Below are 1,843 nucleotides of genomic sequence, written 5' to 3'. Positions count from 1 at the left end.
GATGCTGTCTCGCGACAAGGTGCTGTCCCAGCAGATACTCGCCTACCACCGCATCCCGACGCCGCGCTTCCCGGTGTTCCGTCGCGGCCGCACGCTGCGTCTGCCGCGCAAATTGTCCTTTCCGTTGTTCGTCAAGTCAGCCGTGGAAGACGCTTCGCTGGGGATTTCACAGGCTTCGATCGTCGAGGATGTCGATCGCTTGCGTGATCGCGTCGCGTTCATCCACGACCATATCGGCACCGATGCGCTGGTCGAGGAGTACATCGACGGCCGCGAGCTGTATGTCGGCGTGCTGGGCAACACGCGCCTGACCACGCTGCCGGTCTGGGAGATGCGCTTCGGCACCTTGTCAGCAGTGCAGGCGGGCATCGCCACGCGCAAGGTCAAGTGGGATGGCGACTACCAGCGCCGGCACGGCATACGCACGGGCCGCGCCCGTCACCTCGGTGAAGGTGTGGAGGAGCGGCTGAGTCGCCTCAGCCGGCGGATATACCGGGCGCTGCACATGACGGGCTATGCACGCATGGACTTCAGGCTGACGGCGGATGGCACCCCATACCTGCTGTAACCCAACTCCAACCCAAACCTCAGCCACGGCTAGGATTGCGCCGAGTCGGCCGACTCGGCGGGACTGCGCTATCCGAAGCTTCTCCACCGGATCATCACGCTGGGCCTGGGCTACCAGGCAGAATGGCGAACCACGGAGACTTAGCGGGAATGGGCAGACGCCGGGTCGTCGTTGATGACCTCATGCAGCAGGGCTACGTCTATTGGCTCACCGAGCCAACGGGCCGGCACTTCGATCCGGGGTTCACCCCCGACCTGACGCCGCAGCAGATGCTCAGGCTGGGCGTCTTCGGCGGCAAGTACATGACGGATTGCACCCGCGAGTTCCCCGCCGACTGGTTCGCTGGCGCGAAGCTGTCGCCGCAGGGCCATGACGCGGCCCTCAATTTCTTCGGTGTGAGGGCCTCACAGCCGCTGGCCGTCTGGCGTGAGAAGGGTTGGATCTGGGAAGCCGATCCGCGCGGCTGGTTCCAGTGGTATTGCCGCTATTACCTGGGCCGTCGCTGCGAGGATGACGAGCGCCAGATCCGTCGCTGGCGCGCCATGCGCCGGCATGTTGCGCAACTGAAGAAATACTGCATGCGTGGCGACTTGCACTGCCGGCGCCGGCAGCGCCAGGCACTTCTGCACTGGGCCTATGACGCCCGCGTGCTGTAAGCGTCGTCGGCGCGACCGGCCCGGCCTCAGTCGTCGGCCATCACCTCGGCCACCGGAATCCTTGCCGTGACGACCAGCCCGCCGCCATGCCGCGCCATGGCCGATACGCTGCCGCCATGGGCCTCGAAAACCCGCCGGGCGATGGCGAGCCCGAGGCCGGTGCCACCGGAGTCGGTGCTGCCGCTCGATCGGTAGTAGGGCTCGAAGATCCGCGCGAGGTCATCGGCGGGCACGCCGGGGCCGCGGTCGGCAAATGAAATGACCACGTTGTCGGCTGCGATGCCGGCCGAGATTTCGACCTCGGCATAGGGTGGCGAGTAGCGGATGGCGTTGCGCAGGATGTTCTCGAGCCCGCTGCGCAGCAGTTCGGGATCGCCGATCACGGCCAGCTCCGGCGTGCTGCGCAGCTGCAGGCGACAGCCGCGTGCGCCGGCCTCGATTTCCTCATCGGCGACCAATGCCGCCAGCAGCGGTGCGAGGCGCAGGAGGCGGCGCTGGATGGCCGGTGTCGTGCCAAGTCGCGAAAAGCGCAGCAGGTCGCCGATCACGCCGTCCATGCGCTGGATCTCCTGTTCGATACGCTCGCGGTCGGCCGATTCGATGCGCTGCTTGTGTGCCG

The 1,843-nt window shown here is 66.5% G+C and carries 3 protein-coding genes; 2 read left to right on the top strand and 1 reads right to left on the bottom strand.

Annotated elements, in window-relative coordinates:
• Window positions 1-568 (top strand): hypothetical protein (locus Q0X16_RS01645; protein WP_297829960.1); only part of this gene is annotated, 568 nt, incomplete at its 5' end.
• A gap of 149 nt (window positions 569-717) precedes the next feature.
• A complete protein-coding gene (locus Q0X16_RS01640) occupies window positions 718-1,224 on the top strand; it encodes a hypothetical protein (RefSeq protein WP_297829958.1) in 507 nt (168 codons plus the stop codon).
• A gap of 26 nt (window positions 1,225-1,250) precedes the next feature.
• Here the strand turns inward: Q0X16_RS01640 and Q0X16_RS01635 are convergent.
• The coding region (locus Q0X16_RS01635) for a HAMP domain-containing sensor histidine kinase (RefSeq protein ID WP_297829956.1) at window positions 1,251-1,843 on the bottom strand (593 nt) is incomplete at its 5' end.

It is taken from the genome of Thermomonas sp. (assembly GCF_025993755.1).
Lineage (GTDB): Bacteria > Pseudomonadota > Gammaproteobacteria > Xanthomonadales > Xanthomonadaceae > Thermomonas.
The sequence above is the reverse complement of the archived record's forward strand: the minus strand, read 5'-3'. Positions and strand labels throughout refer to the sequence as shown.